The sequence below is a fragment of the Micromonospora sp. NPDC000207 genome (genome assembly GCF_040300925.1).
Classification (GTDB): Bacteria; Actinomycetota; Actinomycetes; order Mycobacteriales; family Micromonosporaceae; genus Micromonospora.
This window is the reverse complement of the sequence record NZ_JBEPEQ010000008.1, coordinates 50,520-73,854: the sequence shown is the minus strand read 5'-3', so window position 1 is coordinate 73,854 and position 23,335 is coordinate 50,520. Positions and strand designations below refer to the sequence as shown.

Genomic DNA, 23,335 nt, shown 5'->3' with positions numbered 1-23,335 from the left:
CGTGGTCGGAGCGCTCCGACCACGCCCGCCGGAGCATGGGAGCATAGGGGGAGGCCGGTGTACGCCGGCCCGATCACGTCAGCCGACCAGAACGGACCGCTGTGCCACCGAAGCTCGATTCCGGCGCGAACGCTCCTGGTGCCACCGACCCGGGGCGCATCCGGAACTTCTGCATCATCGCCCACATCGACCACGGAAAGTCGACCCTGGCCGACCGGATGTTGCAGCTCACCGGTGTGGTCGACCCCCGGCAGATGCGCGCCCAGTATCTCGACCGAATGGACATCGAGCGCGAGCGCGGCATCACCATCAAGAGCCAGGCGGTCCGGATGCCGTGGACCATCCGGGAGGGCGACCGGGCCGGTGAGACGGCGGTGCTCAACATGATCGACACCCCTGGGCACGTCGACTTCACCTACGAGGTGTCCCGGTCGTTGGCGGCCTGCGAGGGTGCTGTCCTGCTCGTCGACGCGGCGCAGGGGATCGAGGCGCAGACCCTGGCGAATCTCTATCTGGCGATGGAGAACGACCTGCACGTGATCCCGGTGCTCAACAAGATCGACCTCCCGGCCGCCCAGCCGGAGAAGTACGCCGAGGAGTTGGCCCACCTGATCGGCGGTGACCCGGCCGACTGCATCCGGGTCTCGGGCAAGACCGGGGACGGCGTCCCGTACCTGCTGGACGAGATCGTCAGGCAGTTCGTCCCGCCGGTCGGCGAGGCGGAGGCCTCGGCCCGGGCGATGATCTTCGACTCGGTCTACGACGTGTACCGGGGCGTGGTCACCTACGTCCGGGTGGTCGACGGGCACATCAGCGCCCGGGACCGGATCAAGATGATGTCCACCGGGGCGGTGCACGAGCTGCTGGAGATCGGGGTGATCTCGCCGGAGATGGTGAAGGCCGACGCGCTCGGTGTCGGCGAGGTGGGTTACCTGATCACCGGGGTGAAGGACGTCCGGCAGTCCCGGGTCGGTGACACGATCACCATCAACACCCGACCCGCCACCGAGGCCCTGGGCGGGTACAAGGACCCGAAGCCGATGGTCTACTCGGGGCTGTACCCGATCGACGGCTCCGACTACCCGAACCTGCGGGACGCCCTCGACAAGCTCAAGCTCAACGACGCCGCCCTGACCTACGAGCCGGAGACCTCAGGTGCGCTCGGCTTCGGTTTCCGCTGCGGCTTCCTCGGCCTCCTGCACCTGGAGATCATCCGGGAGCGGCTGGAGCGGGAGTTCAACCTCGACCTGATCTCGACCGCGCCGAACGTGGTCTACCGGGCCATCACCGAGGACGGTGAGGAGATCACCGTCACCAACCCCAGCGAGTACCCGACCGGCAAGATCGCCGAGGTGTACGAGCCGGTGGTCCGGGCCACCGTCCTCACCCCCAACGACTACGTGGGCGCGGTGATGGAGCTCTGCCAGGGTCGGCGGGGCAGCCTGCTCGGCATGGACTACCTCTCCGCCGACCGGGTCGAGCTGCGGTACACCCTGCCACTGGCGGAGATCATCTTCGACTTCTTCGACCAGCTCAAGAGCCGTACCAAGGGGTACGCCTCACTCGACTACGAGCCCTCCGGCGAGCAGTCCTCCGACCTGGTGAAGGTGGACATCCTCCTGCACGGCGACCCGGTCGACGCGTTCAGCGCCATCGTCCACAAGGACAAGGCGTACACCTACGGGACCACGATCGCCGCGAAGCTGCGCAGCCTCATTCCGCGCCAGCAGTTCGAGGTGCCGATCCAGGCCGCCATCGGCAGCCGGGTGATCGCCCGGGAGACCATCCGGGCGATCCGCAAGGACGTGCTCGCCAAGTGCTACGGCGGTGACATCAGCCGTAAGCGCAAGCTGCTGGAGAAGCAGAAGGAGGGCAAGAAGCGGATGAAGATGGTGGGCCGGGTGGAGGTGCCCCAGGAGGCATTCATCGCCGCCCTCTCCTCCGACGGCGGCGACCAGAAGTCCAGCGGCAAGAAGTGACCCTCCCGGGTCGATGACGAGTCCGACCGGCCGGGGTCGCCCTCACCGAGGGGGTGACCCCGGTCGTCGCGTGTCCAACCACGAGCACGGGCCGGGTCGATGGGTTCCCGGTCACTTCCGTGTCAGACATCGGTTTGAGTTTTCGATGGGTCGGGAACTGTGGGGTCACGACAGCAAGCGACCCCCGAATACTGAAGGAGAACGGCCGTGACCGTCATCGGAATCATCACCGCGCTCATCGTCGGCCTGATCGTTGGTGCGCTGGGCCGGTTGGTCGTCCCGGGCCGCCAGAACATGCCGATCTGGCTGCACATGCTCATCGGTGTCGGTGCCGCACTTCTGGGCACCGTGCTCGCCCGGGCACTCGGCCTGGCCACCGGTAGCGCTTTCAACCTGGGTGAGTTCGTGGTCCAGGTCCTGCTCGCCGCTGCCGCGGTGGCGCTGGTCGCCGGTGTCGGCGGTCGTCGTCGCGGGGTCACCCGGTAAGTAGTGGTAACGCCGAAGGGCGCCCGACCGGACCGGTCGGGCGCCCTTCGGCGTGCCGTTAGGCTGGCCCTCATGACGGGCACACTGGTGGCGGTGAACCTCGCGGTGGTGACCGAGGCGGCGTGGGCGGGGGACGCCAGTGGCCGTACCGGCATCGACAAGCGGCCGGCCGACGGGCGGGTGGCGCTGCACACCGAGGGCGTGATCGGGGACTTCATCGGCGAGCGGGCCCACCACGGCGGCCCCGAGCAGGCGGTGTACGCCTACGCCGAGGAGGACGCCGCCTGGTGGTCGGCCGACCTCGGCCGGGACCTGACGCCCGGCTGCTTCGGGGAGAACCTCACCACCTCCTCGGTCGACGTGACCGGGGCGGTGATCGGTGAGCAGTGGCTGATCGGCTCCGCGCTGCTGCAGGTCACCAAGCCGCGTACGCCGTGCCGCACCTTCGCCGGGTTCTGGGGGGTGCCGGATCTGATCAAGCGGTTCACCGCACGGGCCACTCCGGGCGCGTACCTGCGGGTGCTGCGCGAGGGTGAGGTCGGCGCGGGTGACCGGGTGCAGGTCGTGGCCCGCCCCGACCACGGGGTGACAGTCGGGGAGGTGTTCCGGGCCGTCAGTGGTGAGCCGGAGCTGCTGCCCCGGCTGCTCGACGCCCCGGAACTGCCCGACTCGGTAGCGGCGAAGGTCCGTCGTCGCCTGGGCCGTCCGGGCTGACCGTTGTCACCGGTGTCGTCCGGGCTGACCGTCGGCGGCGACCTCCGCCACCTGCGAAGAAGGGGCCCCTGCCGTCGCAGGACGCGACTGGCAGGGGCCCCTTCTCATCGGATCAGCGCAGCCAGGGGACGCTGCGGTCGAGCAGACCGCGCTCCTTGAGCTCCTTGCGCAGCGGGATCTCGTCGTCGACGTACCCGTTCCAGTTGATGCCCCAGTAGTTCGCGGTGTGCGTACCCTCGCCGCAGAGCTGACGCTGCACCGGCGACCGGTTGGCCCACCACTCGCCCTCGGCGTCGATGTGCAGCTCGTCGAGGGGGCGGATCCACCGGTAGGTGTAGCCGACGAAGAGCATCTTGCGGGTCACGTTCGACAGGTTCGTCGAGCGGGAGTGCCACTGTCGACGGTCGAAGATGAACGCGTCACCCGGGTTCGCGGTGATCTCCACCGTGCCCTCCGGGTCCGGGTTGTGCACGGCCAGGTCGTCGGGGCGGGGCAGCGAGTTCCACAGGTGACTGCCGGGGATGACCTTGGTGGCTCCCCGACCGGTCTCCGAGAGGTCGGACAGGACGTACGCGACCTTCAGCGAGAACATCGGCCGGGGCAGGTTCGGGTCCATCGTCTCCGGGTCGGAGTTCTGCCGGTACCCGTCCTGGTGCCAACCCCAGTACGGCTTCTCCGGCTCCGCCGCCGGTGGGGTGACGTCCAGGTGGTTGTGGTGGGTGTAGATGTTCCAGCCGGCCAGACCCCACATGTAGGGGAAGGCGATCGGGTGGGTGAGCAGCCCGCCGAAGAGCTCGTCGCGCTCCAGGAAGCCCAGCAGGTGCAGGGTGCCGTCCTTGGTCGTGTTGCCCTTGGACTTCTCCTCGGCGTAGACCCGGTCGACGGCCTCTTCCAGAGCGGCCCGGTGGTCCTCCGTCAGCACGTTGCGCAGGAGCAGGAAGCCCTGCTCGTGGAACTCCTTGCGGTCGGTGTCGCTGATCGGTTCGTAGCCGGTCCGGCCCTCGTAATCGAACACCTCGTCGTACCCCTCCCCATGAGGTGAAACCTTTTCTGGCACAGGCCGCCGATCGTAACTCGCGGTGGCGAGAGCGGACCAAGGGCCGTAGGTCCCCTACCGAATCCGCCACTGACCAGCGGCGATCTCTCGGCTGCGGTAGGTGAGGGGCCAAAACTGCGGCAAGGGCGGGGAGAACCGAAATGCAACCTGTGCGCCAGGTGTCGGGTGTGCGCGGTTGTGCGGGTGCTGCGGAACCCCGGACGAGGGGGAATCAGACGTCGCCGAACACCTCGGCGAGGACCCGACCCGCGGCGTCGCCGCCGTCGTCCACGGTCTTCCACCCGCCCTGCTTCGCTGTCCACTCCAGGCCGGCGAAGCGGACCCGCTTCACCCCGTGGTCGTTTGCGTGCGCGACCAGCCAGTGCGCGTACCGCCAGCCGTCGCGCTCGTCGCCGGCCGGCACGGCGAGCCCGGTCAGGTCGGCCGGGGACTCGGTGCCGGGCAGTCCCCAGTCGAGGTTGAGCCCCTCGGTGAGCGCCGCCGCCGCGGCCTGACCCCGCATCACCGGCTCGGTGCCGGTGGTGCAGGAGACCGCCCCGGTCGCCTCGCCCAGCAGGGCGCGGGTGAGCACCTCCGAGTCGCCGGCCCACTTCTCGTACGCCTCGGGGAAGGCCGACCGTTGGACGGCCTGGGCGGCGTCGGTGACCCGCATCTCCTCCCAGCCCCTGACCTTCTTCAGCGCTGCGTAGAACCGCCGGGCCGCGTACCGGGGGTCCTGGATCTCGGTCGGGGTGCCCCAACCCTGGCTGGGACGCTGCTGGAACAGGCCCACCGAGTCCCGGTCCCCGCCGGTCAGGTTGCGCAGGCTGGACTCCTGGTAGGCGGTGGCCAGCGCGATCACCACGGCGCGCTCCGGCATCCCGCGCTGGGCGCCGATCGCGGCGATGGTGGCGGCGTTCGCCATCTGCTGCGAGTCGAGACCGACCTGTCCGTCTGCCTGGACCGTGCAGCTGCGGCCCGCGAACGTGACCCGCATCTGCCCGACCTGACGGGCGACGAACCAGATCCCGAGTACGGCGACGACGGCCAGGACGACTCCGCTTGCCACGACTGCCCGAGTTCGCACCCGCACCCCCTGTTCGACAGTTCGACAAGAGTACGTCGCCGTGACCGAGGAACCGCCTGTTCAACCGGATCGTCACGTTCCGTGTGCATGTCGTGGTATCTGGGTTCCCGCCGTTGGGCTGCCGGAAACGTCGCCCCCCGATCAGGCCGATGGACCGGTCAGGCCGATGGACCGGTCGAGGCGGGAACCCAGCTCGCATCCCGCTTCTCCCGGAAGGCCCGCACCCCCTCGCGCCCCTCGGCGGAGAGGAAGTAACCGGTCGACAGCTCGGAGAGGGTGGTCAGGTCGGCCCGCAGGTCGGCCGGGGCCGGTCGGGACAGCAGCTGCTTCGTGCCGGCCAGCGCCCCGGGTGCCCCACGGACCAGCGAGGCGCAGAACCGGGCCACAGTCGCGTCCAGCTCCCCGGCCGGGACGGCGGCGGTGACCAGGCCGATCTCGGCGGCCCGCCGGCCGTCGAAGGTGTCCCCGGTCAGGTACAGCTCGGCGGCGGCACGGGGGGCCAGCCGGGGCAGCACCGTCGCGGAGATCACCGCCGGGATCACCCCGATCCGGACCTCGGTGAAGGCGAAGGTGGCCTCCTCGGCGCAGATCGCCAGGTCGGCGGCGGCGATCAGGCCCAGCCCCCCGGCGCGGGCCGGTCCGGCGACCCGGGCCACCACAGGCTTCGGGCACTCCCGGACGGCGGCCAGGAGGTCGCCGAGCCGCCCGGCCGGTACGGTCCCCGCTGCGGAGGCGGCAGCGGTCTCCTTGAGGTCGGCGCCGGAGCAGAAGACCGGGCCGGTGTGGTCGAGCACCACCACCCGGACGGTGTCGTCGGAGACGGCGTCGTCCAGCCCGGCCAGCAGCTGGGTCATCAGCGGCGTGGAGAGGGCGTTGCGGGTGGGCGGGCTGTCCAGCGTGAGGGTGGTCACCCCACGGGACGTGGCGACCCGCACCAGAGGGTCGGGAGAGCTCATGCGGGCACACTAGTGGCTGTGCCCGGTCTCCTCCCAGATGGCGAAACCGTTCCGGTAGACGGAACCCTCCCCGACACCGCCACCGCCGCCGTCGGTGCGCGCGGGTTCGGGGTGTACCTCCACGTCCCGTTCTGCGCCAGCCGCTGCGGGTACTGCGACTTCAACACCTACACCGCCGCCGAGCTGGGGGGCGGTGGGAGCCGGGACGGTTACGCCGACACGGTGCTGGCCGAGGTGGAGCTGGCGCGGCGGGTGCTCGGCGACTCCCCGCCACCCCGGGTGGACACCGTCTTCGTCGGTGGCGGGACCCCGACCCTGCTGCCCGCCGACGACCTGGCCCGGTTGCTCGATGCAGTCGACCGCACGTGGGGGCTCGCCGCCGACGCCGAGGTGACCACCGAGGCCAACCCCGAGTCGGTCACCCCCGCCTCGTTGAAGACCCTCCGGGCGGCCGGCTACACCCGGATCTCACTGGGCATGCAGTCCGCCGCTGCCGGGGTGCTGGCCGTCCTCGACCGGCGGCACAGCGCCGGCCGGGCCACCGCCGCCGCCCTGGAGGCCCGCGACGCCGGGTTCGACCACGTCAACCTGGACCTGATCTACGGCACCCCGGGGGAGCGGGCGGAGGACTTCGCGGCCAGCCTCGACGAGGTGGTGGCCGCCGGCGTGGACCACGTCAGCGCGTACGCCCTGATCGTGGAGGACGGCACCCGACTCGCCACCCGGATGCGGCGGGGTGAGCTGCCGTACCCCTCCGACGACGTCGCGGCGGACCGTTACCTGGCCGCCGACGCCGCCCTCGGTGCGGCCGGTTTCTCCTGGTACGAGGTCTCCAACTGGGCCCGTACGCCGGCCGCCCGGTGTCGGCACAACCTGCTCTACTGGACCGGCGGGGACTGGTGGGGCCTGGGGCCGGGGGCACACAGCCACGTCGGCGGGGTCCGCTGGTGGAACGTCAAGCATCCCACCGCGTACGCCCGGCGGCTCGCCGAGGGCGCCTCCCCGGGGCAGGCCCGGGAGGTGCTCACCTCGGCCGAGGCGCACATGGAGGACGTGATGCTCCGGCTCCGCCTCGCCGAAGGTCTGCCGCTGGAGACCCTCGACGAGGCCGGTCGGGCCGGTGCCGACCGGGCTCTGGCCGCAGGGCTGCTCGACGCGTCCCGGTTCGCCGCCGGTCGGGCCGTGCTCACCCTGCGGGGGCGGTTGTTGGCCGACGCCGTCGTCCGCGACCTGCTGCCGTGAGCCGGTCGCGGACGACGCTGTGGGTCACTTCACGAAGGTGAACGTCATCGGGTAGCGGTACAGCTGGCCCTCGTTGGCCTTGAGCCCGCCGATGATCCCGAAGACCAGCGGGACCAGGCCGACCACGAAGGGCAGGAAGCCGAGCAGGCCGCAGGTGATGATGGCCAGCACGATGCTCACCGCGAGCGCGATCACCCAGGTGAGCTGGAAGTTCAGCGCGGCCACGGCGTGCGCCCGGGCGGTGGCCGACTGCGGTCCCCGGACCATCATCGCGACCAGTGGGGCCACCCAGCCGAGCAGACCACCGCCGACCACGACGCCCGCCGCCCCGCCGAAGTGGGCGATCAGCGACCAGGTCTTGTCGTCGCTGCTCAGACCCGACGGGGGGCCGTAGCCGGGCGGCGGGGGGCCGTAGCCGGCCGGGCCGGTGCCGTAGCCGCCGGGCGCGCCCGGGTCGTAGCCGCCACCGGGTGGGTACGACCCGCCGGGTGGGGGATAGCCGCCGGGCGGGGGACCCGGTGGTGGGTATCCGCCGCCGGAGTCCGGCTGCTCCGGTGAACCGAACCCACCGGGTGGGGGGTACCCACCGGGACCGGACGTCCCGGACAGTGGTGCCGTGGATTGTTCGTGACCGGCCGACCCCGTCGAGGGTGGCGGCTCGGCCGCAGAGAAAGGTGGGGTGGGGGGCAGCGGAGCCGTCGGGTCCGGTGCCGGACGGCCGGGATCGCCCGATCCGGGCGGGCGGGGCGGTTCGGTCATGACGGACACGGTAGGCCCACCTGGCAACCTTCACCAGCGCAACACCGGCCCGCCCGACGCCGGGCTCCACCCGGACATCGACGTACGGGTGGTCCGTCACTGATCATCGCGCCGGTGGGGGCAGCGGACGTAGACTGGCACTCGCTACAGTCGAGTGCCAGGGCGCGACGCGGTCGAGGTCGACCGGCGCGGGACGGGAGGTGGGAGATGGGTCTCGACGACCGCAAACTCGCCGTACTGCGCGCGATCGTCGAGGACTACGTCGCCACTCAGGAGCCGGTCGGCAGCCGGGCCCTGGTCGAGCGGCACCAGCTCGGGGTCTCCCCGGCCACGGTCCGCAACGACATGGCGGTCCTGGAGGAGGAGGGCTACATCCGGCAGCCGCACACCAGCGCCGGCCGGGTCCCCACCGACCGGGGATACCGTCTCTTCGTCGACAGGTTGTCCCGGGTCAAGCCGCTGAGTCCGGCCGAGCGGCGGGCCATCGAGCGGTTCCTGATGGGCGCTGTCGACCTCGACGACGTGGTGCACCGCACCGTGCGGCTGCTGGCCCAGCTGACCCGGCAGGTGGCGGTGGTGCAGTATCCGAGCCTGGCCCGCTCCTCGGTCCGGCACCTGGAGCTGGTGCCGATCTCGACCACCCGGCTGATGCTGGTGATGATCGCCGACACCGGGCGGGTGGAGCAACGGCTCGTCGAGCTGCCCGCCCCGGTCCCCGCCGACGACGTCACCGACCTGCGTCGGCTGATGAACGAGAAGCTCGTCGGGACCAGGCTGTCGGAGACCCCGCCGCTGGTCCAGGTGCTCGTCGACGAGGCACCGACGCAGCTGCGGCCGGCCATGACCACCCTCTCCACCGTGCTGCTGGAGACGTTGGTCGAGCGCCACGAGGAGCGGCTTGCGCTGGCCGGCACCGCCAACCTCACCCGGGGCGGCCTGCTCGACTTCCAGGGGTCGCTGCGGCCGATCCTGGAGGCGCTCGAGGAGGAGGTCGTCCTGCTCAAGCTCATCGGTGAGGCCGAGCCGAGCACCACCCGGGTGCTGATCGGCGACGAGAACGAAGTAGACAATCTCCGGGCCGCCTCCGTGGTCAGCACCGGCTACGGGCCGGGTGCCACCATCGTGGGTGGGCTCGGTGTGCTGGGGCCGACCCGGATGGACTACCCCGGGACCATCGCCACGGTACGAGCCGTGGCACGCTACGTGGGCGAGTTGCTGGCCCAGAACTGATCCAGTCGGGCCGACGATCGGCGCAGAGCGAGACGAACATGAGGACACGGGACGCAGTGGCCAGGGACTACTATGGCATCCTCGGCGTGAGCCGGGAAGCCTCCGACGACGAGATCAAGCGCGCCTACCGCAAGCTGGCGCGGCAGTTCCATCCGGACGTCAATCCGGATCCGGAGGCCCAGGAGAAGTTCAAGGACATCAACGCCGCGTACGAGGTCCTCTCGGACGACCGGAAACGGCAGATCGTCGACCTGGGCGGGGACCCGCTGGCTCCGGGCGGCGGGGGCGCCGGCCCGGGTGGGCCGGGAGCCGGTCCGTTCGCCGGGTTCCAGGACATCATGGACGCCTTCTTCGGTGGTGCCGGTGGCGCGACCCGAGGGCCGCGACCGCGTACCCGTCCGGGTGCCGACGCGATCCTGCGGCTGGAGCTCGACCTGCACGAGACGGCCTTCGGGGTGGAGGCCCCGATCACCGTCGACACCGCGGTGCTCTGCACCACCTGCTCCGGGGCGGCCACCGCCGCCGGCACCCACCTGGACACCTGCGAGGCGTGCGGTGGTCGGGGCGAGGTGCAGTCGGTGCAGCGGACCTTCCTCGGTCAGGTGGTCTCCGCCCGGCCCTGCACCGTCTGCCAGGGGTACGGCACCACCATCCCGCACCCCTGCCCCACCTGCGCCGGTGACGGGCGGGTCCGGACCCGCCGGTCGCTCACCGTCAAGATCCCTGCCGGGGTCGAGGACGGCATGCGGATCCGGCTGGCCCAGCAGGGCGAGGTCGGCCCGGGCGGCGGCACCCCCGGCGACCTGTACGTCGAGATCCACGAACGGCCGCACGACGTCTACTCCCGCAAGGGCGACGACCTGCACTGCCGGGTGACGGTGCCGATGACCGCCGCCGCCCTCGGCACCCGGCTGACCATCAAGACGCTCGACAGCGAGGAGGCCGTCGACGTCAAGGCCGGCACCCAGCCGGGCAGCACCCTGCGCCTGCGGGCCCGGGGCGTACCGCACCTGCGCGGCACCGGCCGGGGTGACCTCTACGTCCACCTGGACGTACGGACCCCGACCAAGCTCGACGCCGACCAGGAGCGGATGCTGCGCGACTTCGCCAAGACCCGGGGCGAGGAGGTCGCCGAGCTGAGCAAGCAGGGCGGCTTCTTCTCCCGGATGCGCGACGCGTTCAACGGGCACGCCTGACGTGTCGGCACCGCTGTTCCTGGTCGACGCGCTGCCGACCGGGGACGTGCTCACCCTGGACGGCCCGGAGGGGCACCACGCGGCCACCGTCCAACGGCTGCGGGTCGGCGAGGAGCTGCTGCTCGCCGACGGCCGGGGCGGGACCGCCGCCGCGGTGGTCACCCTCGTCGGCCGGGGCAGCCTGGAGATCGAGGTCACCTCCCGGGGGTACGTCGACGCCGACGTCCCCCGGCTGGTGGTGGTGCAGGGCATCGCCAAGGGCGACCGGGGTGAGCTGGCCGTCCAGGCGATGACCGAGACCGGGGTGGACGAGATCGTGCCCTGGGCGGCGTCCCGCTCCGTGGTGCAGTGGCGCGGGGAGCGGGGCGTACGGGCCCGACAGAAGTGGGTGGCCACCGCCCGGGAGGCGGCCAAGCAGGCCCGCCGGGCGTGGCTGCCGGTGGTGGCCGGGGCGCCCGACGAGTCGACGTCGACAGTGGCTCGGCGGGTGGCCGGAGCCGCCGCCGCCTTCGTCCTGCACGAGGGTGCCCAGGAGCGGCTGAGCACCGCCGAGCTGCCCGAGACAGGTGAGATCGTGCTGGTCGTCGGCCCCGAGGGCGGGGTGAGCGAGCCGGAGCTGACGACGTTCACCGAGGCCGGTGCCCGGCCGGTACGCCTCGGCCCGACGGTGCTGCGTACCTCCACCGCCGGGGTGGCCGCCCTCGCCGTCCTCGCCACCCGACTCGCCCGTTGGTGACCCGCCCGGGCCGGGTGGTTGGACTGTCGGTTCGGGGTAAGACACATCGACATGGCCGACATCTCGCTGCTGGACCTCGCCGACGACTACCGGGTGGCTGACGGCCACGACGACGACCCCGTTCTGCTGCGCCACGACGGCAGCCCGGTGGAGACCTGGCGCGAGGACTATCCGTACGACCACCGGATGGAGCGCGACGAGTACGACCGGGACAAGCGGCTGCTCCAGATCGAGTTGCTCAAGCTCCAAGAGTGGATCAAGGAGTCGGGCGAGCGACTGGTGATCCTCTTCGAGGGGCGGGACGCGGCCGGCAAGGGCGGCACCATCAAGCGCTTCATGGAACACCTCAACCCGGACGGGGCCAAGGTCATCGCGCTGACCAAGCCGAACGAGCGGGAGTCCACCCAGTGGTACTTCCAGCGGTGGATCGACCACCTGCCGGCGGCGGGCGAGATCGTGCTGTTCGACCGTTCCTGGTACAACCGGGCCGGGGTGGAACGGGTGATGGGCTTCTGCACCCGCAAGGAGTACCTGGAGTTCCTCCGTCAGGCCCCCGAGCTGGAGCGGATGCTCACCCGCTCGGGGATCAGGCTGGTCAAGTTCTGGTTCTCGGTGTCCCAGAACGAGCAGCGGACCCGGTTCGCGATCCGGCAGGTCGACCCGGTACGCCAGTGGAAGCTCTCCCCGATGGACATCGCATCCCTGGACAAGTGGGACGAGTACACCGAGGCCAAGGAGGCGATGTTCTTCTACACCGACACCGCCGACGCGCCGTGGACCGTGGTGAAGAGCAACGACAAGAAGCGGGCCCGACTGGAGGCGATGCGCCACGTCCTGCACCGCTTCGGGTACGCCGAGAAGGATCCCGAGGTGGTCGGAGCACCGGACCCGATGGTCGTGGGCCCGGCCGGTCTGGACCTGCGCCCCGACGACCAGCCGGTCCACGTCTTCCCCCGGCTGTGACCGCCACCTTTCAGCGCAGGTAGGAGGCGCCGTTGAGGTCCACGACGGTGCCGGAGGCCCACTCGGCCTGCGGGGAGGCCAGCCAGTGCACTGCGGCGGCGATCTCCGCAGGCTGGGCGACCCGGTTGAAGGGGCTCTGTGCGCGTACCGCGTCGCCGCGCGGGGCCTTCAGGTGCTCGTTGGTCATGTCGGTGGCCACGAACCCGGGGGCGACGGTGGCCACGGCGATCCCGTACGGGGCCAACGCCACCGCCAGGGACTGACCCATCGCGTTGAGCCCCGCCTTGCTCGCCCCGTACGCCGGGTTGGTCGGCTCTCCCCGGAACGCCCCCCGGGACGAGACGTTGACGATCCGGCCACCCCTGTCACGCATGTGCTGGGCGGCGCACCAGGCGGCGTTGGCCGCACCGATCAGGTTGGTGTCGACGAGCTGCCGCCACCGCTGTCGCCAGGCGTCGTAGTCGTCGTCGAACACCGGGTGCGGCGGGTCGGCGGGGCCGAACACCCCGGCGTTGTTGACCAGCACGTCCAACCCTCCGAGCAGGTCGGCGGCCCGATCCACCATGATCCGTACCGCGTCCGAGTCCGCCAGGTCGGCCTGGACCACGACGTGGCCGTCGCCGGGCAGGTCGGCCCGGAGCTGCTCGGCGAGGTCGGCGGAGTCCCGGTGGTGGACCGCGACCCGGTCACCGCCGGCCGCGAAGGCCTCGGCCACCGCCCGCCCGACACCCCGCGACGCCCCGGTCACCAGTACCGCTCGTGAAGTCACGCCGACATCATGCCCGCTGCCCCGCCGAGCTGCCCGGACCGCCCCCGACCCACCCGCCGCGTCTCGACCCGGGCCGTCCGTCACACCACGATCCGGGCCGACCGCCGCGCCTCGACCCGGGCCGTCCGTCACACCACGATCCGGGCCGACCGCCGCGCCACGATCCGGGCCGCCCGGCACCACGGGCGAGCCCCGGTGGGTCGGACGGCTTAGCATGCCCGGATGGACGACGACTGCCTGTTCTGCCGGATCGTGGCCGGTGAGATCCCCGCCACGATCGTCCGGGAGACCGACACGACCCTGGCCTTCCGCGACATCTCACCGAAGGCCCCGGTGCACGTGCTGGTCATCCCGAAGGAGCACTACGCCGACGTGGCGACGCTCGCCCAGGGCGACCCGGCGCTCGCCGGTGAGGTGCTCGCCACGGCCGCCCGGGTGGCCGAGGACGAGGGGCTGCTCGGCGACGGGTTCCGGCTGATGTTCAACACCGGGGCGTACGGCGGCCAGGAGGTCTTCCACGTCCACGCGCACGTGTTGGGCGGCACCCCGCTCGGCCCGATGCTCGCCATCTGAGACCTGGTGGGACGTCCGGCCGGACGGGCTCCCGGGGCGACGTCGACCGACCCGGGTGCCCGGCGGAAATGGGCGAGGTGCGACCGGGGTGGACCCGATACCATGGGAGACAACGTTCGTACGCCGTCGGTCAGCAGTGCCGACGCAGAGTTCGAGAGCAGGTGGCGCAGGGCCGCTGGGCCCGACCTATGACCGGTACCCCACCTCCCGGCCCGATTCGGGCACAGACCAGGATCACGGTCCCCGACTCGAAGATCATGGTCAACCTGCTCGGTGCGGGGGACGAGATCCTGCGCCTGGTCGAGCGCTCGGTCGACAGCGACGTGCACGTGCGCGGCAACGAGATCACCATCACCGGTGAACCCGCCGACAACGCCCTCGCCGAGCGTCTCTTCAGTGAGCTGCTCGAACTGATCGAGAAAGGCGAGACCCTGACCACTGACGCCGTCCGGCGTACCGTCGGCATGCTCGAGCAGGGCGGCTCCGAGCGGCCCGCCGAGGTCCTGACGCTCAACATCCTCTCCCGGCGGGGTCGCACCATCCGCCCCAAGACCCTGGGGCAGAAGCAGTACGTCGACTCCATCGACTCGCACACCATCGTCTTCGGCATCGGCCCGGCCGGTACCGGCAAGACCTACCTCGCCATGGCGAAGGCGGTCCAGGCGTTGCAGGCCAAGCAGGTCAACCGGATCATCCTGACCCGGCCGGCGGTCGAGGCCGGTGAGCGGCTGGGCTTCCTGCCCGGCACCCTCAACGAGAAGATCGACCCCTACCTGCGTCCGCTCTACGACGCCCTGCACGACATGCTCGACCCCGAGTCGATCCCGAAGCTGATGGCGGCGGGGACGATCGAGGTCGCCCCTCTGGCCTACATGCGCGGCCGGACGCTCAACGACGCCTTCATCATCCTGGACGAGGCGCAGAACACCACGCCCGAGCAGATGAAGATGTTCCTCACCCGGCTGGGCTTCGGCTCCCGGATCGTGGTCACCGGTGACGTCACCCAGGTCGACCTGCCCGGCGGGACCACCAGCGGCCTGCGGGTGGTCCGGGACATCCTGTCCGCCGTGGAGGACGTGCACTTCGCCCAGTTGTCCAGCTCGGACGTGGTCCGGCACCGGCTGGTCGGGGAGATCGTCGACGCGTACGCCAGGTGGGACGCCGAGCAGGAGAACGAGCAGGCGCAGACCGTACGGGCCGTGCCGGGGCGGGCCGCCCAGGGCGGCCGGGCCGGCCGACGCCGCTGACGCGCCGGCACGTCCGCCGAGCCGTTCCCACCACAGTCATCGAAGCAGGGGAAACAGTTGTCCATCGAGATCGCGAACGAGTCCGGTGCCGAGGTCGACACCGACGCCGTGCTCGCCGTCGCCCGGCACGCCCTCGACGAGATGGGGGTGAACCCCCTCGCCGAGCTCTCCGTGTTGCTCGTCGACATCGACTACATGGCCGAGCTGAACCACCGTTGGATGGGCGGCGACGGGCCGACCGACGTGCTCGCCTTCCCGATGGACGAGGGAAGCGTCGACCACGGGCCGGGGGAGAACAGCAGCCCCGGCGGTGAGCCGGCGCTGCTGGGCGACATCGTGCTCTGCCCCGAGGTGGCCACCAAGCAGGCGGCCACCGCCGGCCATCCGACCGCCGACGAGCTGCACCTGCTCACCGTGCACGGTGTGCTGCACCTGCTCGGGTACGACCACGCCGAGCCGGAGGAGGAGCGGGAGATGTTCGCCCTCCAGGCCCGGCTGCTGTCGAGCTGGCGGTCGACCCGAGCCCGGTGATGGACACCCCGACACTCGCGGCCGAGGCCGGCACCGGCCTGCCCGACCTGCAACTGATCTTCTCGGCGGCTGGCCTGGTGGTGCTCGCCGGGCTGATCGCGATGACCGAGGCCGCGTTGAGTGCGGTCTCCCCGGCCCGCGCCGCCGAGCTGGCCCGGGACGGTTCGCGGGGGGCCCGGACCCTCCAGGTCGTCGCCGGGGACGTGGTCCGCCACCTCAACCTCCTGCTCCTGCTCCGGCTGCTCGCCGAGCTGACCGCCACCACGCTGGTGGCGCTGGTCGCTGTGGACACCTTCGGGGCCGGGTGGCGGGCGGCGTTGATCACCGCCGGGGCGATGACGGTGGTCAGCTTCGTGGTGGTCGGGGTCGGTCCGCGTACCCTCGGCCGACAGCACGCGTACGCGGTGGCTCGGGCCGCCGCCCCGCTGGTGCGGTGGCTGGGCCGGGTGCTCAACCCGTTGGCCTCGCTGCTGATCCTGATCGGCAACGCGGTCACCCCGGGGCGGGGTTTCCGGGAGGGACCGTTCGCCACCCAGGTGGAGCTGCGGGAGCTCGTCGACCTCGCCGAGGAGCGCGGGGTGGTCGAGCACGGCGAACGCCAGATGATCCACTCGGTCTTCGCCCTCGGTGACACCCTCGCCCGGGAGGTGATGGTGCCCCGTACCGACCTGGTCTGGATCGAGCGGGGCAAGACCCTCCAGCAGGCGCTGGCCCTCTTCCTCCGCTCGGGTTTCTCCCGGATCCCGGTGATCGGGGAGAACGTCGACGACGTGCTCGGGGTGCTCTACCTCAAGGACCTGATCCGCCGGACCCAGGGTGGGGCGGCGGAGGACCTGAGCTGCGAGGTCTCCGAGCTGATGCGCCCGGCCACCTTCGTACCCGAGTCCAAGCCCGTCGACGACCTGCTGTCGGAGATGCAGGCGGCCCGCAACCACCTGGTCATCGTGGTCGACGAGTACGGCGGCACCGGCGGCCTGGTCACCATCGAGGACATCCTGGAGGAGATCGTCGGGGAGATCACCGACGAGTACGATGTCGAGAGTCCGCACGTCGAGCGGCTCGCCGACGGGGCGGTCCGGGTCACCGCCCGGCTCCCGGTCGAGGACCTCGGCGAACTGTTCGACACCGAGTTGCCCGCCGACGACGTGGAGACGGTCGGGGGGCTCCTCGCCCAGGCCCTGGGTCGGGTGCCGATCCCCGGGGCGGCGGCCGAGGTGGCCGGGCTCCGGTTGGTGGCGGAGGGCACCACCGGGCGACGCAACCGGATCGACACCCTGGTGGTCACCCGGGTGACTGCCGCCGACGGACGACCCGAGCGGGGAGGCGGTCCGCAGGGCGACCCCCGTGACGACGACAACCACACCGAGAAGAGGCAATCCGCTGATGCCTGAGCCATCTGCTGCACCGGCCCGGCCCACCCCGTCCGATTCCGCCGTGCTGGGCGCCGAGGACACCAAGCTGGTGGTGCTGGCCCGGGGTGCACGGGGTCGGGTCGGGGCGGTCGAGGGCGCGGCGGTTCGTGACCAGGACGGGCGGACGTACGCCGGGGCGAGCGTGTCGCTGCCGTCGCTGACCCTCACCGCGCTCCAGCTCGCTGTCGCCGCAGCTGTCGCCGCCGGGGCCACCCGGTTGGAGGCCGCCGTCGTGGTGACCGAGGCGTCGACGCTCGACGGTGCGGGGCACGCGGCGGTGCGGGACCTCGCCGCCGACGCTCCGATCCACGTGGCCGCCCCAGACGGCACCCTCCTCGGCACGGTGAACGAATGAGCAGGAGTGCTGGGGCGGCAGGCGGCGCGACGGCGGGGGGCCGACGGTGACCGAGGTTTCCGGGCAGCGGCCGTACCGGGCTGGTTTCGCCTGTTTCGTGGGTCGCCCGAACGCGGGGAAGTCGACACTGACGAACGCGATCGTCGGCCAGAAGATCGCCATCACCTCGAACAAGCCGCAGACCACGAGGCACGTGATCCGGGCGGTGCTGCACCGGCCGGACTCGCAGCTCGTCCTGGTCGACACCCCCGGTCTGCACCGTCCCCGTACGCTGCTGGGCGAGCGCCTCAACGACCTGGTCCGCACCACGTGGAGCGAGGTCGACGTGATCGGTCTCTGCATCCCGGCGAACGAGCCGGTGGGGCGGGGGGACCGGTTCATCAGCGGCGAGCTGGCCGAGTTGAAGGCCACCGTCCTGGCCGTGGTGACCAAGACCGACCTGGTGGACAAGAAGCGGTTGGCCGAGCAGTTGCTGGCGGTCAGCGAGTTGGGCGAGTTCGCCGCCGTGGTGCCGGTCAGCGCGGTCTCCGGGCACCAGGTGGACACCCTGGTCGACGTGATGACCGACTATCTTCCGCCGTCGCCGCAGCTCTATCCGGACGACATGCTCACCGACGACCCGGAGCAGGTCATGGTGGCGGAGTTGATCCGGGAGGCGGCGCTGGAGGGGGTCCGGGACGAGCTGCCGCACTCGATCGCCGTGGTGGTCGAGGAGATGATCCCCGAGGGTTCGCTGATCAAGATCTACGCCGACGTGTACGTCGAGCGGTCCAGCCAGAAGGCGATCGTGATCGGTCACCGGGCGAGCCGGCTCAAGGAGGTCGGGACGACCGCCCGGCGGCAGATCGAGGAGTTGCTCGGCACCCGGGTCTACCTGGATCTGCACGTACGGGTGGCCAAGGACTGGCAGCGCGACCCGAAGCAGCTGCGCAAGCTCGGCTTCTGAGGTTCCGAACCGTCGCCGCCCCTGGGCGGTCCGCCCGTTTGGCACCTTATGTTCGGGCGGCGTGGGTGGGATATGTCACGGGGAGGCGGGTTTAATAGCTGTTTCCCAGGCCCACGACCCAGGGTAGAGGGGTTTGTGTCTTCCTGCCCCCGCCTCGGAAGCCGCCTGATGCGTAACCGCTACCTGGATCTTCTCCGTTTCCTGGCCATCGTCCGGGTCGTGGTCTACCACGTCACCGGATGGGCCAGCCTGACGCTGATCTTCCCGGCCATGTCGGTGATGTTCGCCCTCGCCGGGTCCCTGATGGCCGCCTCGCTGAGCCGTACCGGGGCACCGGCGGTGGGCCGCCGACTCCGGCGGCTGCTGCCGTCGCTGTGGGTGGTGGCGGTGCTGTTCGTACCCGCGATGCTCCTCACCGGCCTGGAACCGACCTGGCGGGTGGTCCTCTGGCTCTTCCCGGTCGCCGACCCGCCGGCCAACGGCTGGGGTGCCCTCGCCCTGAGCCCGATCTGGTACCTGCGGGACTACCTCTGGTTCGTCCTCGCCTCCCCGGTGGCGCTCTGGCTGTTCCGTCGGGCCCCGCTGCCCACCCTGCTCGCCCCGTACCTGGTCCTGGTGTCGATCGAGATGGGGGTGTTGGCCGAACCGTCACTGGTGGTCCGGGAGTTCGCCCTCTACTTCGGGGCCTGGCTGCTCGGCTTCGCCCACCACGACGGCATGCTGCGTCGGCTGGCCAACCGGGTGTTCGTCCCGGTCGTGGTCCTGGTCGGCGGGGCGGGCGCGGCCTGGATCCTCACCCACCCCGGAAACCGGGGGTACGACATCAACGACATCCCCCTCGGCAACGCCCTCTGGTCGGCCGCCTTCATCCTGGTGGCGCTGGGTCGGGCACCCTCCGGCGCCGCCTGGGTGGACCGCAACGCGGTCTTCGGCCGGACGGTGACCGTGTTCAACAGGCGGGCGCTGACCGTCTACCTCTGGCACATGCCCTTCGTCGTCGCACTGACCCCGCTGGTGGACGTGGTCGGCTGGTCCCACCAGGATCCGGTCGGTCTGGCCATCCGGGTGGCGCTGGTCTTCGCCCTGGTCGGCGTGGTCACCGCCCTGGTGGGCTGGGTGGAGGACGTGGCAGCCGGGCGTCCACCGCAACTCCTCCCGGGCGGTTCCCGCCCGGCACCCCGGAGCACCGGAGCCGACGAGCCGTCGACGCGGGCCGAACCGCCCGGCCCGACGGAGCAGACCCCGGCCGTCGAGGAGGAGGGCGCGGCGGCGCGGACCCGGTGATCCCGGGCCGGGGGAGGTGCGCGTCGACGCCGGTCGGCAGGGGACAATGACCGGATGGCCGGATACCGTCGACAGCTCTACCGCGACGACGCGGTGGTCCTGCGGGTGCAGAAGCTCGGTGAGTCCGACCGGATCATCACCCTGCTGACCCGGCGGCACGGCCGGTTGCGGGCGGTCGCCCGGGGGGTCCGGCGGACCACCAGCAAGTTCGGTGCCCGGCTGGAGCCGTTCGGACACGTCGACCTGCAACTGGCCGGTGACCCGAAGGGGGAGCACGGCAGTTCCCTGCACAGCGTCAGCCAGGTCGAGGGGATCGACCTGTTCGGCAAGCGGTTCCTCGGTGACTACTCCCGCTACACGGCGGCCAGCGCCGTCGCCGAGACCGCCGAACGGCTCACCCCCGTCGAGCGGGAGCCGTCGCTGCGGTTGTTCCAGCTCACCCTCGGCGCGCTGCGGGCCCTGTCGGTGGGGGAGCACGCCACGACCCTGGTGCTCGACGCGTACCTGCTGCGGGCGATGTCCCTGGCCGGTTGGGCTCCGGCGCTGGTCGCCTGCGCGGTCTGCGGCACCCCGGGGCGGCACCGGGCGTTCTCCGTACCGGCGGGGGGTGCTGTCTGTCCGGACTGCCGACCGCCCGGCGCGGCCCATCCCGCCCCGGCCACCGTCGACCTGATGTCCGCGCTGACCTCCGGGGACTGGCGGATCGCCGACGCCACCGACCAGGGGGTACGCCGGGAGTGCAGCGGACTGGTGGCGGCGCACCTCCAGTGGCACCTGGAACGCGCGCTACGCTCGCTGCCGCTGGTCGACCGGGGTGCCCCGACGGCCGGACCGACCCCGAAGACCGCTGGGGACGGCGTACCCAGGGAGATGACCGAGTGATCCGATCCAAGTCGACCCGTCGGCGAGAGCCGGTGCCCCCGACCCCGCACCCGTCCGGTGCCCGCCCTCCGGCGCTGCCGTCGGAGGCGCTGCCCAAGCACGTGGCGATCGTGATGGACGGCAACGGCCGGTGGGCCAAGGAGCGTGGCCTGCCCCGGACCAGGGGCCACGAGCAGGGGGAGCACAGCCTCTTCGACACCGTCGAGGGCGCGATCGAGTTGGGCATCCCCTACCTGTCGGCGTACGCGTTCTCCACCGAGAACTGGCGGCGCTCGCCGGACGAGGTCCGGTTCCTGATGGGCTTCAACCGGGACGTGATCCGCCGCCGTCGGGACCAGCTCGTCGAGCTGGGGGTGCGGGTGGTCTGGTCGGGGCGGGCCGGTCGGCTGTGGAAGAGCGTCATCTCCGAGTTGCAGACCGCCGAGGAGATGTCGAAGGACAACACCAGGTTGACCCTCCAGTTCTGCGTCAACTACGGCGGGCAGGCGGAGATCGCCGACGCCGCAGCCGCGATCGCCCGGGACGCCGCCGCCGGTCGACTGGACCCGGCCAAGGTCACCGAGAAGACGGTGGCGAAGTACCTCTACCACCCGGAGGTCCCCGAGGTGGACCTCTTCCTGCGCCCCTCCGGGGAGCAGCGGATCTCCAACTTCCTGCTCTGGCAGACCGCCTACGCCGAGCTGGTCTACCTCGACACCCTCTGGCCGGACTTCGACCGTCGGCACCTGTGGTACGCCTGCGAGCTGTACGCCCAGCGGGACCGCCGTTTCGGCGGGGCACTGCCCAACCCGGTCGCCCCGGTCGCCGCCGGACCGACGCGGACCTGACCCGTCGCGCGGACCTGACCCGTCGCGGAAACCTGGTGTGTCGCGCAGGTCTGACCCGTCGCGCAGACCGTGTGTCGTCGCTGGCCGCAGGAGGCTTAGCGCGGGCGGTGACTGGGTACCACTGAGGTCAGGAGCCACTGACGGAGGTGAACCAGGATGATCCGCAAACGTGTCGGCCAGTGGGCGGTGATGGCCGTGGCGGTGCCGTTGGCAGCCGCCGGGGCACGCCGACTCAGCCACTCGCTGGAGGCCCGTCGTGGCCCGTCGCGGGCGAGCCGCCTGCTCGGCAGGGGCGCAGACGTGCTGCGCCCACAGCGGGCCAGGCGCCGCCGGTTCTGGTGACGAACCCGGACGGGTGACGCCGGGGGAACAGGGTCGGGGGACGACCCAACACAGGGGAGAGGGCCGTCTCGTGCCGACGTGGTCGACGTCGGCACGAGACGGCCCTCGTGTGTGTCCCCGCCCCGGCCGACCCTGCGGCGACCGGGACGGGGACGGTGTCGCCAGAGGTCAGCCGGTGACCTCGGTCCGACCGGCGGCCCACAGGGTGTGGAAGCTGCCGTCGCGGTCCACCCGCTGGTAGGTGTGGGCTCCGAAGTTGTCCCGCAGCCCCTGGATCAACGCGGCCGGCAGCCGCTCGGCCCGCAGCGCGTCGAAGTAGGACAGCGACGAGCCGAACGCCGGTGCGGGCACCCCGGCCCGGGCCGCGTCCGCCACCACCCGACGCCAACTCGGCACCCCGGCGCTGACCGCCTCGGCGAAGTAGGGCGCCACCAGCAGGCTCGGCAGGTCCGGCTGGTCGTCGTAGGCCTGCTTGATCCGGTCCAGGAAGCGGGCCCGGATGATGCAGCCGCCCCGCCAGATGGTGGCGGTGCTGCCCAGGTCGATGTTCCAGTCGTACTCGGTGCTCCCGGCCCGGATGTGGTCGAAGCCCTGCGCGTACGCGACGATCTTCGAGGCGAGCAGGGCCCGCCGGACGTCCTCGACGAACGCGTCCCGGTCGGTGACCTGCCACGGCTCACCCGCGTCGGGGAACGCCTGCCTGGCGGCCTCCCGCTGCCCGCCGTGCCCCGACAGCGACCTGGCGAACGTCGCCTCGGCGATGCCGGTGATCGGGATACCGAGGTCCAGGGCGCTCTGCACCGTCCACCGGCCGGTGCCCTTCTGCTCGGCCCGGTCCAGCACCACGTCGACGAAGGGCGCACCGGTGTCGGCGTCGGTGTGGGCGAGCACGTCTGCGGTGATCTCGATGAGGAAGGACTCCAGCTCACCGGTGTTCCACTCGCGGAAGATCTCCGCGATCTCCGCCGGCTTCGCACCCAGACCGGCCCGGAGCAGGTCGTACGCCTCGGCGATGAGCTGCATGTCGGCGTACTCGATGCCGTTGTGCACCATCTTGACGAAGTGCCCGGCACCGTCCGGCCCGACGTGGGCGCAGCACGGGGTGCCGTCCACCTGAGCGGCGATCTTCTCGAAGATCGGGCCCAGCTTCGCGTACGACTCGGCGGAGCCACCGGGCATGATGCTCGGCCCGAGCAGCGCTCCCTCCTCGCCACCGGAGACGCCGGTGCCGACGAAGTGCAGCCCGTGGCCGCGCAGCGTCTCCTCGCGGCGTCGGGTGTCGGCGAAGTGGGCGTTGCCCGCGTCGATGACGATGTCGCCCTCTTCGAGGAGGGGGACCAGGTCGTCGATGACCGCGTCGGTGGGGGCACCCGCCTTGACCATGATGATGACCGCACGTGGCCGCTCCAGTGCGGCGACGAAATCGGCCAGGGACTCGGCCGGCACGAACACGCCCTCGTCGGCGTGCTCGGCAACCAGCTTGCGGGTGCGCTCCGGGGAGCGGTTGTGCACCGCCACGGTGAACCCGTTGCGGGCCAGGTTCCGGGCCAGGTTACGGCCCATCACCGCCAGCCCGGTCACGCCGATCTGCGCCGTCGGCTGTTCAGTCATCCGTTCCGCCACCTTCCACGTCGGCCTGCTGAAGGAGACCGTATCGTGGCCGGCGAGCAGGCCGGCGGGGAGATCGACGCGGTGTCAGCAGGTGGTCGCGTCGGGCCGGGACGGTTGATGCGGGTGCGTGGTGGCGCACCTTCGGGTTACGGTCCACCCATGCCTATCTGAC

The 23,335-nt window shown here is 71.4% G+C and carries 24 protein-coding genes; 18 read left to right on the top strand and 6 right to left on the bottom strand.

Features of this window, described 5'->3' with window-relative positions; translation table 11 throughout:
- The first annotated feature begins 101 nt into the window (after window positions 1-101).
- The 3 genes from lepA to ABT336_RS04260 all read left to right on the top strand — a co-directional run bounded on the left by lepA (window position 102) and on the right by ABT336_RS04260 (window position 3,179).
- Window positions 102-1,979: a translation elongation factor 4 gene (gene lepA / locus ABT336_RS04270; protein WP_350895040.1), complete on the top strand. Its 1,878-nt coding sequence runs from the start codon at window positions 102-104 to the stop codon at window positions 1,977-1,979.
- 207 nt (window positions 1,980-2,186) lie between these two features.
- Window positions 2,187-2,465, top strand: coding sequence for a GlsB/YeaQ/YmgE family stress response membrane protein (locus tag ABT336_RS04265; RefSeq protein WP_350895039.1), 279 nt, complete (start codon window positions 2,187-2,189; stop codon window positions 2,463-2,465).
- A 72-nt stretch (window positions 2,466-2,537) separates the two neighbouring features.
- The gene (locus tag ABT336_RS04260; RefSeq protein ID WP_350895038.1) at window positions 2,538-3,179 is read left to right on the top strand and encodes an MOSC domain-containing protein; all 642 of its coding nucleotides are present in this window, start codon (window positions 2,538-2,540) and stop codon (window positions 3,177-3,179) included.
- A gap of 112 nt (window positions 3,180-3,291) precedes the next feature.
- Here ABT336_RS04260 and ABT336_RS04255 read toward each other — a convergent pair whose 3' ends face one another.
- From ABT336_RS04255 to ABT336_RS04245, 3 genes are all read right to left on the bottom strand, one after another.
- Window positions 3,292-4,194: a phytanoyl-CoA dioxygenase family protein gene (locus tag ABT336_RS04255; protein WP_350895037.1), complete on the bottom strand. Its 903-nt coding sequence runs from the start codon at window positions 4,192-4,194 to the stop codon at window positions 3,292-3,294.
- 253 nt (window positions 4,195-4,447) lie between these two features.
- Window positions 4,448-5,308: a hypothetical protein gene (locus tag ABT336_RS04250; RefSeq protein ID WP_350895036.1), complete on the bottom strand. Its 861-nt coding sequence runs from the start codon at window positions 5,306-5,308 to the stop codon at window positions 4,448-4,450.
- A 152-nt stretch (window positions 5,309-5,460) separates the two neighbouring features.
- Window positions 5,461-6,258: an enoyl-CoA hydratase-related protein gene (locus ABT336_RS04245; protein WP_350895035.1), complete on the bottom strand. Its 798-nt coding sequence runs from the start codon at window positions 6,256-6,258 to the stop codon at window positions 5,461-5,463.
- Window positions 6,259-6,270: 12 nt separating this feature from the next.
- Here ABT336_RS04245 and hemW point away from each other — a divergent pair, with 12 nt between their 5' ends.
- Entirely contained in the window at window positions 6,271-7,500 is a 1,230-nt protein-coding gene (gene hemW, locus ABT336_RS04240; protein ID WP_350895034.1) for a radical SAM family heme chaperone HemW, read from the top strand.
- Window positions 7,501-7,524: 24 nt separating this feature from the next.
- Here the strand turns inward: hemW and ABT336_RS04235 are convergent, their stop codons facing one another.
- Window positions 7,525-8,259, bottom strand: coding sequence for a DUF4870 domain-containing protein (locus tag ABT336_RS04235; protein WP_350895033.1), 735 nt, complete (start codon window positions 8,257-8,259; stop codon window positions 7,525-7,527).
- Between the two features lie 207 nt (window positions 8,260-8,466).
- Here ABT336_RS04235 and hrcA point away from each other — a divergent pair, with 207 nt between their 5' ends.
- Genes hrcA through ppk2 form a run of 4 tightly spaced genes read left to right on the top strand, consistent with a single transcriptional unit; the run spans window position 8,467 to window position 12,384 of the window.
- Entirely contained in the window at window positions 8,467-9,489 is a 1,023-nt protein-coding gene (hrcA, locus tag ABT336_RS04230; protein WP_350895032.1) for a heat-inducible transcriptional repressor HrcA, read from the top strand.
- Window positions 9,490-9,545: 56 nt separating this feature from the next.
- Window positions 9,546-10,685: a molecular chaperone DnaJ gene (gene dnaJ, locus ABT336_RS04225; protein WP_350895049.1), complete on the top strand. Its 1,140-nt coding sequence runs from the start codon at window positions 9,546-9,548 to the stop codon at window positions 10,683-10,685.
- A gap of 1 nt (window position 10,686) precedes the next feature.
- A complete protein-coding gene (locus ABT336_RS04220; RefSeq protein ID WP_350895031.1) occupies window positions 10,687-11,421 on the top strand; it encodes a 16S rRNA (uracil(1498)-N(3))-methyltransferase in 735 nt (244 codons plus the stop codon).
- Between the two features lie 51 nt (window positions 11,422-11,472).
- Window positions 11,473-12,384, top strand: coding sequence for a polyphosphate kinase 2 (gene ppk2, locus ABT336_RS04215; protein WP_350895030.1), 912 nt, complete (start codon window positions 11,473-11,475; stop codon window positions 12,382-12,384).
- A 10-nt stretch (window positions 12,385-12,394) separates the two neighbouring features.
- On the opposite strand, the gene ABT336_RS04210 is transcribed toward ppk2, so the two are convergent.
- Window positions 12,395-13,153 carry an SDR family NAD(P)-dependent oxidoreductase gene (locus ABT336_RS04210; RefSeq protein ID WP_350895029.1) on the bottom strand — a complete coding sequence of 253 codons (759 nt, stop codon included), beginning with the start codon at window positions 13,151-13,153 and terminating at the stop codon, window positions 12,395-12,397.
- Window positions 13,154-13,375: 222 nt separating this feature from the next.
- On the opposite strand from ABT336_RS04210, the gene ABT336_RS04205 reads away from it, so the two are divergent.
- The 10 genes from ABT336_RS04205 to ABT336_RS04160 all read left to right on the top strand — a co-directional run bounded on the left by ABT336_RS04205 (window position 13,376) and on the right by ABT336_RS04160 (window position 21,552).
- On the top strand, window positions 13,376-13,726 hold the full coding sequence (locus ABT336_RS04205; protein WP_350895028.1) for a histidine triad nucleotide-binding protein: 351 nt from the start codon (window positions 13,376-13,378) through the stop codon (window positions 13,724-13,726).
- 188 nt (window positions 13,727-13,914) lie between these two features.
- Complete coding sequence (locus ABT336_RS04200) at window positions 13,915-14,973, top strand: PhoH family protein (RefSeq protein WP_350895027.1); 1,059 nt, start codon at window positions 13,915-13,917, stop codon at window positions 14,971-14,973.
- A gap of 57 nt (window positions 14,974-15,030) precedes the next feature.
- Window positions 15,031-15,504 (top strand): rRNA maturation RNase YbeY, encoded by a 474-nt coding sequence (ybeY, locus tag ABT336_RS04195; RefSeq protein ID WP_350895026.1) that lies wholly within the window; start codon window positions 15,031-15,033, stop codon window positions 15,502-15,504.
- On the top strand, window positions 15,480-16,895 hold the full coding sequence (locus ABT336_RS04190) for a hemolysin family protein (RefSeq protein WP_502891102.1): 1,416 nt from the start codon (window positions 15,480-15,482) through the stop codon (window positions 16,893-16,895). The genes ybeY and ABT336_RS04190 overlap by 25 nt, the downstream gene beginning before the upstream one ends.
- The gene (locus tag ABT336_RS04185) at window positions 16,888-17,271 is read left to right on the top strand and encodes a cytidine deaminase-like protein (protein WP_350895024.1); all 384 of its coding nucleotides are present in this window, start codon (window positions 16,888-16,890) and stop codon (window positions 17,269-17,271) included. Before ABT336_RS04190 ends, ABT336_RS04185 begins: the two co-directional genes overlap by 8 nt.
- A gap of 46 nt (window positions 17,272-17,317) precedes the next feature.
- Window positions 17,318-18,217 (top strand): GTPase Era, encoded by a 900-nt coding sequence (gene era / locus ABT336_RS04180; RefSeq protein ID WP_350895023.1) that lies wholly within the window; start codon window positions 17,318-17,320, stop codon window positions 18,215-18,217.
- Between the two features lie 168 nt (window positions 18,218-18,385).
- On the top strand, window positions 18,386-19,501 hold the full coding sequence (locus ABT336_RS04175) for an acyltransferase family protein (protein ID WP_350895022.1): 1,116 nt from the start codon (window positions 18,386-18,388) through the stop codon (window positions 19,499-19,501).
- A gap of 54 nt (window positions 19,502-19,555) precedes the next feature.
- Complete coding sequence (recO, locus tag ABT336_RS04170; protein ID WP_350895021.1) at window positions 19,556-20,383, top strand: DNA repair protein RecO; 828 nt, start codon at window positions 19,556-19,558, stop codon at window positions 20,381-20,383.
- Between the two features lie 32 nt (window positions 20,384-20,415).
- Window positions 20,416-21,210 carry an isoprenyl transferase gene (locus ABT336_RS04165; protein WP_350895048.1) on the top strand — a complete coding sequence of 265 codons (795 nt, stop codon included), beginning with the start codon at window positions 20,416-20,418 and terminating at the stop codon, window positions 21,208-21,210.
- Between the two features lie 156 nt (window positions 21,211-21,366).
- The gene (locus ABT336_RS04160) at window positions 21,367-21,552 is read left to right on the top strand and encodes a hypothetical protein (protein ID WP_350895020.1); all 186 of its coding nucleotides are present in this window, start codon (window positions 21,367-21,369) and stop codon (window positions 21,550-21,552) included.
- Between the two features lie 168 nt (window positions 21,553-21,720).
- On the opposite strand, the gene gnd is transcribed toward ABT336_RS04160, so the two are convergent.
- Window positions 21,721-23,163, bottom strand: coding sequence for an NADP-dependent phosphogluconate dehydrogenase (gene gnd, locus ABT336_RS04155; protein WP_350895019.1), 1,443 nt, complete (start codon window positions 23,161-23,163; stop codon window positions 21,721-21,723).
- Window positions 23,164-23,335: the final 172 nt, after the last annotated feature.

Bases quoted from the DNA above. Each gene is read 5' to 3' on its own strand.
- ABT336_RS04205 (WP_350895028.1), top strand. From the start codon at position 13,376: ATGGACGACGACTGCCTGTTCTGCCGGATCGTGGCCGGTGAGATCCCC.
- ABT336_RS04200 (WP_350895027.1), top strand. From the start codon at position 13,915: ATGACCGGTACCCCACCTCCCGGCCCGATTCGGGCACAGACCAGGATC.
- hrcA (WP_350895032.1), top strand. From the start codon at position 8,467: ATGGGTCTCGACGACCGCAAACTCGCCGTACTGCGCGCGATCGTCGAG.
- gnd (WP_350895019.1), bottom strand. From the start codon at position 23,163: ATGACTGAACAGCCGACGGCGCAGATCGGCGTGACCGGGCTGGCGGTG.
- ABT336_RS04175 (WP_350895022.1), top strand. From the start codon at position 18,386: ATGCGTAACCGCTACCTGGATCTTCTCCGTTTCCTGGCCATCGTCCGG.
- ABT336_RS04235 (WP_350895033.1), bottom strand. From the start codon at position 8,259: ATGACCGAACCGCCCCGCCCGCCCGGATCGGGCGATCCCGGCCGTCCG.
- ABT336_RS04185 (WP_350895024.1), top strand. From the start codon at position 16,888: ATGCCTGAGCCATCTGCTGCACCGGCCCGGCCCACCCCGTCCGATTCC.
- recO (WP_350895021.1), top strand. From the start codon at position 19,556: ATGGCCGGATACCGTCGACAGCTCTACCGCGACGACGCGGTGGTCCTG.
- ABT336_RS04160 (WP_350895020.1), top strand. From the start codon at position 21,367: ATGATCCGCAAACGTGTCGGCCAGTGGGCGGTGATGGCCGTGGCGGTG.
- ABT336_RS04260 (WP_350895038.1), top strand. From the start codon at position 2,538: ATGACGGGCACACTGGTGGCGGTGAACCTCGCGGTGGTGACCGAGGCG.
- ppk2 (WP_350895030.1), top strand. From the start codon at position 11,473: ATGGCCGACATCTCGCTGCTGGACCTCGCCGACGACTACCGGGTGGCT.
- ABT336_RS04245 (WP_350895035.1), bottom strand. From the start codon at position 6,258: ATGAGCTCTCCCGACCCTCTGGTGCGGGTCGCCACGTCCCGTGGGGTG.